Here is a 7,693-nt window from a genome sequence, read left to right as displayed (position 1 = left end):
GCGCCATCACTCGGGCAGGCATTAGCGGGTWAGGTTTCTGGTGTGCAGGTATCACAAACAAGTGGCGCACCATACCAGAGCACCAAAATCAGGGTTAGGGGCATTGGATCATTCAGTGCCAGTTCCGATCCACTGTATGTTATTGATGGCTATCCTGCCGGCAATGATATTTTCATTAATCCCGACGATGTTGAAAGTATCGACATTTTAAAAGATGCCGCCTCGGCAGCTATTTATGGTTCCCGTGCATCCGGCGGTGTTGTTTTGATAACTACAAAACATGGTAAAGAAGGCAAAGGAAAATTTGAATACAGTGTGCAAACAGGTATAAATCAGTTAGCTAAAAAAGTAAAACTGCTCAACTCAGATCAGGCTGCGCAACTTGTAATTGATGGCCGTAACAATACCTACCGCGACCTGTGGGTTAATACAGGCCACGTTTGGAATGATGCCATGTACTCCGATAACAACGCTACCCGCATTGCCAATGTAAGCAATGCAGGCAGCGTGAGTATACCCGACGGACTTTATGACTTTGCTAACCAATCACTAATCCATCAAACAGTAAATACCGACTGGCAAAATGAATTGTATCATAATGCTTTCTTCCAAAAACATAACCTGGCATTTTCTGGGGCTTCAAACGGCTTCCATTACTATGTGAGCGGAGCTTACCAAAACCAGGACGGTATTATACGCACTACCGGGCAAGAGCGTATAAATTTCCGCACCAATATCGAGGGCGATGTTAGCAAGAAATTACACGTTGGCGCAAATATAGCCTACACTCAAAATACCAATAAAGAGGTGCAGGAAGGCCGGTTTGACCACGGGCCGGTTCTTGGCGCACTTATATACATGCCTTATTTACCGGCTTATAATGCCGATGGTTCACTGGCTACTAATGCCGAGGCATCACAGGCAGCAGCATACGGTTACCAGTCTATCGAAAATCCGGTTGCATTGGCCGAGCGTACAAAAATTACCCGCAAAGGCTACCGCAGTACCTACAACGCCAATATAGTTTACAATATATTGCCTGGTTTTAATGCCAAAGCCAATTTAGGTACCCAAACCTACAATGAAAAATATGATTACTACCTGCCAACTAACTTAAGCAGTGGTGCTTTCCCCCCGGGATCAACACAATCCATAGCGGCAGCAACGGCAACAGCTCAAACTATCACCCAGTTAGATCGCCTGGCCGAGTTTACCTTAAACTACAATAAACAGCTTGGTAAACACCATTTTGACGTACTGGCTGGTTATACCGCTCAAAAGACAACCAGCGACCTGATCAGCGTAACTGCCAAAGGTTTCCAAAATGATAATATTCCGGAAATTACTGCCAAAGGCGCAGATGCGAGTCTTTTTACCTTGAATTCAAATACAGGTAAATCGGCTTATACCTTACTATCATACCTTGGTCGTGTTAATTACAATTATGCCGGTAAATACTTTTTAACAGGTTCTTTCCGTGCCGATGGTTCATCGCGTTTTGGTCCTTTAAACAAATACGGCTATTTCCCGTCTGTTGCCGCCGGATGGAACATATCCGAAGAGCCTTTTTACCATAACTTCCTTGGCGATCAGTCAACCGTTAAAGTCCGCGCAAGCTGGGGTTTAAGTGGTAACTACAATATTGGCAATTACGGTTATCAGCAAACACTTGCAAGCCCTACAGGTGTGGTTTTTGGCAATAATACCATTGCTACCGCTACATATGCCGGCGGTATAAAAGATCAAAAGCTAAGCTGGGAGTCAACTTCGCAATATAACTTTGGTACCGATATCGGCTTGTTTAATGGCCGCTTATCTATCATCGCCAACTATTATTTAAGCTACTCTTACAACCTGTTATATAATCAGCCTATTTCGGCTATATCCGGCAGTACCACCATCCTTACCAACCTGCGCGATTCAAAGATCCGCAATACAGGTTTCGACCTTCAACTTGATGGAAGGATAATAAGCTCAAAGGATTTCACTTTCAATGTAAGCGGCAATATTTCGCTAAACCGTAACAAGGTTGTTAAACTACCGGGGAACAACACCATTATAATTAACGGTGCAGAGCGCTCTTATTTAACCAACATTACCACACAGGATCAGCCGGTGGGTATGTTCTATGGTTTTAAAGTGGGCGGTATAGTAACTCCCGAAAATATCAGCAAGGTTGCCCCATCGGCCTCATCAACCAACCCGCTTAAGCCAGGCGATCTGTATTTTGTGGATACCAACGGCGATGGCAAAGTGAACGATGCCGATAAAACCGTTATTGGTTCACCATACGCTAAGTTTACTTACGGCTTTGCCTTAAATTCTACTTATAAGCATTTTGATTTAAGTGCATCGTTCAATGGCTCTTATGGTAATAAGATATTAGATGGCCAGGATTATTATCTGTACAACATGGAAGGCTCGGGCAACCAGTATGCCGATGTGGCCAACCGTTACAGAAATGCCGCTGACCCCGGCAATGGAACTGTATACCGTGCTTCACGCGGTGGTACCCAAAGTAACAGCACCCGTTTATCTACATTTTACCTGCAAAGTGGCTCGTTCCTTCGTTGTACCAACTTAACGGTTGGTTATAGCCTGCCCGGCATTTTACAAAACACTCTGGGTATTAGTAAAGCCCGGTTGTTTGCCAGTGTAGTAAACGCTTTTACCATCACCAAATATAAAGGCTATAACCCGGAGGTTGACTACAATTATTCTGGCGCCGCTTCAAATAATACTCAACCAGCCAACCTTGCACCCGGAATTGATTATGGTACTTATCCCTTGGTTAGGTCGTACAATTTAGGTGTTAATGTTACTTTTTAATGATTTTTTAAGGAGAATATAGAGATGAAGAAAAAATTAATAGCAATCATTTGCCTTACGGTATGTGTAGCCATAAGCCCTGCATGTAAAAAAAGTTTTCTAAACGAAACCGATCCAAATGCTGTTACTGTCGATGCCAATTTTAAATCGCCTAATGATGTTTTGTTAGCTGTAAATGGTATTTATCAATCATTGCGCAGTGGCAATAATATAGGCGAAAGCAGCGATCTGTGGACCGATCAGCGCTCTGATGATACCGGCACAAACGATAACCAGTCGAACGCGGGTGAGCCTTTCCAGTTTAACAATTTTTCGCTGATAGCCAGCAATACTTACTTAAAAAGCCACTGGGTATCGTTATATGCTACTGTTACCCGTGCCAATGTGGTATTGTCGCATATCGATGCCGTAACTTTTACCGATCCAAACCTGAAACTGCAATACACAGCGGAAGCCAAGTTTTTACGTGCGCTGATGTATTTTCACCTGGTGCGCCTTTGGGGCGATGTGCCGTTGGTAACCAAACAATTAGCCTCTACAGAAGTTGCGGCCGCAACCTATCGCGAAAAACAGGCTACGGTATATGCGCAGATTATAAAAGACCTTACCGATGTGATCAATAACAGCCCGCTGCCTAACCTGCAAACAGGTGCTAATATCGGCAGGGTATCAAAAGCCGCAGCCAATGTATTATTGGGCCAGGTATATTTAACAATGGCTACAACTTTAAATCAGGCTAACCGCCAGGTTAATCTTACAAATGCCAAAACTTACCTCATGAATGCCTATAATATGCGCACGTTCGGCGCATTAAGCAGCATTCCTTATACCGATGTTTTTGATGTAAATAAAAAATCAACCTGCCCCGAGCTGATCTTCCAGATTGTAAATAAGCAGGGTGACGTTAGTTACAGTTCGTCAATAGCAGCAAACTACCAGGCAAAGGGAGAAACCATTAATTCGCAAAAAGCCGCATCGGGCGCGGGATATAATGTTACCCACGATCTGATCAACGATTATGAAACCGGTGACCCCCGAATGACCTTCTCTGTTAAATATGCTAATGATCAAATTGTAAAGGATTGGTTTGTTACCAAATTCAGGGATGCGAGTGATGCTGCCGGTAAATTAGGTTATGGTGGCAACGATTGGATCCTGATGAGGTATGCCGATGTGATACTGATGCTTGCGGAAGTTAATAACGACCTTGGGGATGATGCCGCTGCTATTCAATATTTAGATATGGTACGTGTAAGGGCGGGTATGCCAACTTATGCAGTATCTATGGCCAATACTGCTTACAGCACTAATTATCCAACCCTTAAACTTGCAATTTTGCATGAGCGCCGTGTTGAGCTTGCATTTGAGCATCACCGCTGGTTTGATTTGCTACGGGCATTTACCACTGAAGAACTGGTAGCCTATTTCAAAAGCAAAACCCAGGCTAACTTCGGATCGGCCTTGCTATCAAATTTTAGCACAAAGGACCGCTATTATCCTATCCCATTTGATGAGTACAAGCTCGATCCGGTAAAGATGTATCAAAATCCGGGCTATTAAAACCCGATATAGTTAACCACCTTAAAGGACTATCGGCCCCAATATTGGGCGCAGCTCCTATTGAAAAAAGCCTCTTAGATAATCACTAAGGGGCTTTTTGGTTGTTTTTTGCTTGGCCTTTACCTGTACCTTCCAGCTATGTGCTATCCTTTGCCCTGGTTTGTTTAGGCTGAATTTTTAGCGCACTTCACTTTATCGGCAGGTGGATGGTAAAAACGGCGCCATTATTATTTTCGGCATTAATGGTTCCGCCATGGGCGGTGATGTACTGCTTTACAATGGCTAATCCCAGTCCTGTTCCGTTGGTTTTATCCTTGGTTATAAAAGGTTCAAAAAGTGATTTTATGATATCATGAGGTATTCCCGGCCCGTTATCCCGTATTACAATGGATACATTATTATTAATTTCGTCTGCCTGCGCGGCAATATGTATAACCGCGGGATCTACCTTTTTGTATTGCAGCACCTCAACGGCATTATTTACCAGGTTCATTATGGCTCTTTTAAGCTTACTTTCGTCACCCTGAATAACCAGGTTTCCGGGGATAGTTTTATGAATGGCTACGTGATCATGATGAACGCCCCCCTCTGCCACATTGGTAATAGCATCAATTATCCGACTGATATTAACCGGCTCTTTTTTTACAGGTGTTTCTTTAATAAAATCTAAAAAGTCATCAAATATTTCGGATGACTGCTCGGCACACTGATCCAGCAGATCCACCCACTCGCCGCCTTCATTTTGCTCCCGCATCATCGTCGTAATCAGTTTCATATTTTTAATTGGCGTGCGCAGGTCATGCATCACCATACCAACCGCGCTACCGGTTGCCGAAAGTTTTTCCTTCCGTATTAATTTTTCGTTTAATTCTGCATTTCTAATTGCCTGGGCTGCATTTTGCACAAACAATTTTAACAAATACATCTTTTCCGTCTTTAATTTTTCATACTTATTTAACACGGCAAAAACAGAATAGCAATCCATTCTTGCCAGCACCAGTTCATCCATCTGCACTACCTCGTCCGGCTCAATGTGGATGGTTTTTACGCGGGTAATTAATTCATCCAGGTTTATCCTGGCTTCAATAGCGCCAATTGAAAGTATTTGTTCATAGGCAAAATCACCGTGGAGCTTTCCTAACAAAGCCATATCTGTCCCTACCGAAATGGCTAACTGTTCTAAAATATTTTTAAGCAAAGTGTTAAGCTGGCGCTCATTCAAACCAATAGATGATATAGATTCAATTAGTTTCTCGAGGTTTCGCAAACGGTCATAATCGGTTATTGCTTTTGTAGCAAGCAGTATAATTTCTTCTGCTGCATATGGCTTGCAATGATAGCCCACGTTTTGCCCCGCCTGGTCAACAATCTCTTCAATAGAACGATCGCTGTACGCAGTAATAAAAATAATTTCTGCTTTGCTGTCGTACTTCCTTATCTGCCTCGCGGTTTCAATCCCGTCCCAGCCGGGCATCCGCATATCCAGGAAAATAACTGCATAAGGCTGCCCATTCTCCAACGCCTTTCTTACACAATCAACGCCCTCCCTGCCATTAGATGCTTTATCCACAGTAAAAACCGGGATCTTGCTGGTACGAATGGTAAGTATTTCTTTCGGCGTATCAAACAAGATGCGGGCCGCCTGGCTAATACTGTTATCTTCGATAAAAGCTTTCGGCGCCAATATTACTTCTATGTTATCACGTACCAATTCTTCGTCGTCAATTACAAGTACTGATGTATTTACCTGATTTATCATATAAAAATTCGTTTATGGTCCTTTTAAAGGCGTTTACCGCTTTCTTAATTAAGTTTAATAGTTGTCGTGGCACCCCGGCCGGGGCCCTCACTATAAATATTGAAAGAGCCGGAATGACTTTCAATAATAGATCTGCAATTGTATAACCCAAGGCCAGTACCTGTGTTTTTGGTAGTAAATCCCCGTTCAAAAAGATGGGCCGCTGTAGCTTCATCAAAACCCCTGCCTGTATCCCGGATAGTTAATCGCAGCATGTTATCCTCTAAAAGCAATTGGATTTCTATATTTTTTTCACTTCCGTCAATCTCTATTGCCTCTATACTGTTTTTTAATACGTTTAAAATCACCTGCATTAATTTAGTCCTGTCGCCTTTAATCATTGGTACCTGGTCTGGCATATTTAATGTTACAGCAATGCCTTTTTTATCATAAGTGGCAAATATCATTGAACGGCAGTCATAAATAACATCCCTTAGGTTAACGGGTTTTCTGCCCTGTGATTCATGCCCAACCACATACTGGCGCTGAATGGTAAGGATCTCCTGGATATGGCTGATGATACTAAGCTGTTCGGAAATAGACCGTCGAATTTCTTCCTTGTTAGTTCTTTGTACCAGGGTGATCCCTTCCAGCAGGCTCACCAGCGCTTCTGCTTTTTGATCGCCAATGGCTGTAGCTAATGCGGTTTGCTGCCCTTTTAAAAACAACACCACATTTTGCAGGTTCTCCTCATTATTCTGTTCCATGGAACGATTGATACGCGTAAGGTATGAACCAAACCCAACCACGGCGTTACCAATATCATGTAATACTTCAGACGCTATCTCAAACTTGCCCTGTGCAACAGCCCTTTCCAGGCCTGCCTGGTGCATGGCCTCTTCTTCCTCGTATTTTGCTGTCAGATCTTCGAAGCCCACAATAATGCAATCTTCAAACATCTTGGTGATATTGAACTGAAAATGATTTTCGGCATGATTATTTGGATGCGGCAGTCTGAATCTATTTAACGCGTTATAAACTATCCCCCTGAATGGCTCATAATTTTTTATTTTTTCAGAAATCTCCGGGTTGATGCAATCCAAAATGGGGTAAATATTATCGCCCGGAAGCTGATATGTTTCCAATAAGGGTTTCAACAATTCTCCCCCGGCTATGTTCAGCCGTATTACTTCGCCGCTTTGATCAATTTCGGCCAGGCCTAATGGAGCATAAGTAAAAATGGCGTTAAATTTTTGTTCAGAAAGATTTATTTCATTCTCCATAATTAAATCTGATCGTTATGAAAGCATTTGGCTGCAGATACCAATGCAACATTGTTATAATGGTTTATAGTGTACCGTATACGTTTGTTTTTTGCGAATGGTTTCTTTTTAGTTAAATTCAGACAGCCTGCATCTTTTAAACCAAAAAATTTAAAATCAGGCTTCAGGAAAAGTTGTTGATTTATACTTCCTGGCTTTCAGTTTGATCAATATTGAATGAGCCAGACGGGTTTGAAATCGCCCGGGCTGAACAAAAAGTGCCAATATGCTCCGGTCAAAAGGC

At 42.6% G+C, this 7,693-nt stretch carries 4 protein-coding genes; 2 read left to right on the top strand and 2 right to left on the bottom strand.

Annotated elements, in window-relative coordinates; translation table 11 throughout:
* On the top strand, positions 1-2,829 hold a 2,829-nt coding region (locus tag AC1DPZ_RS18135), incomplete at its 5' end, for a SusC/RagA family TonB-linked outer membrane protein (RefSeq protein ID WP_477405959.1).
* Positions 2,830-2,853: 24 nt separating this feature from the next.
* The gene (locus AC1DPZ_RS18130) at positions 2,854-4,389 is read left to right on the top strand and encodes a RagB/SusD family nutrient uptake outer membrane protein (RefSeq protein ID WP_477405957.1); all 1,536 of its coding nucleotides are present in this window, start codon (positions 2,854-2,856) and stop codon (positions 4,387-4,389) included.
* Positions 4,390-4,576: 187 nt separating this feature from the next.
* Here the strand turns inward: AC1DPZ_RS18130 and AC1DPZ_RS18125 are convergent, their stop codons facing one another.
* Complete coding sequence (locus AC1DPZ_RS18125; protein ID WP_477405955.1) at positions 4,577-6,148, bottom strand: ATP-binding protein; 1,572 nt, start codon at positions 6,146-6,148, stop codon at positions 4,577-4,579.
* 44 nt (positions 6,149-6,192) lie between these two features.
* Positions 6,193-7,410, bottom strand: coding sequence for an ATP-binding protein (locus tag AC1DPZ_RS18120; RefSeq protein ID WP_477405953.1), 1,218 nt, complete (start codon positions 7,408-7,410; stop codon positions 6,193-6,195).
* Positions 7,411-7,693 lie beyond the last annotated feature (283 nt).

Source organism: Mucilaginibacter sp. P4_G9 (assembly GCF_056400985.1).
This window is presented reverse-complemented; position numbering and strand designations above follow the sequence as displayed.

What these genes read in the sequence shown, in the direction of transcription:
- AC1DPZ_RS18120 (WP_477405953.1), bottom strand. Translation starts at nt 7,410, where the DNA reads ATGGAGAATGAAATAAATCTTTCTGAACAAAAATTTAACGCCATTTTT.
- AC1DPZ_RS18125 (WP_477405955.1), bottom strand. Translation starts at nt 6,148, where the DNA reads ATGATAAATCAGGTAAATACATCAGTACTTGTAATTGACGACGAAGAA.
- AC1DPZ_RS18130 (WP_477405957.1), top strand. Translation starts at nt 2,854, where the DNA reads ATGAAGAAAAAATTAATAGCAATCATTTGCCTTACGGTATGTGTAGCC.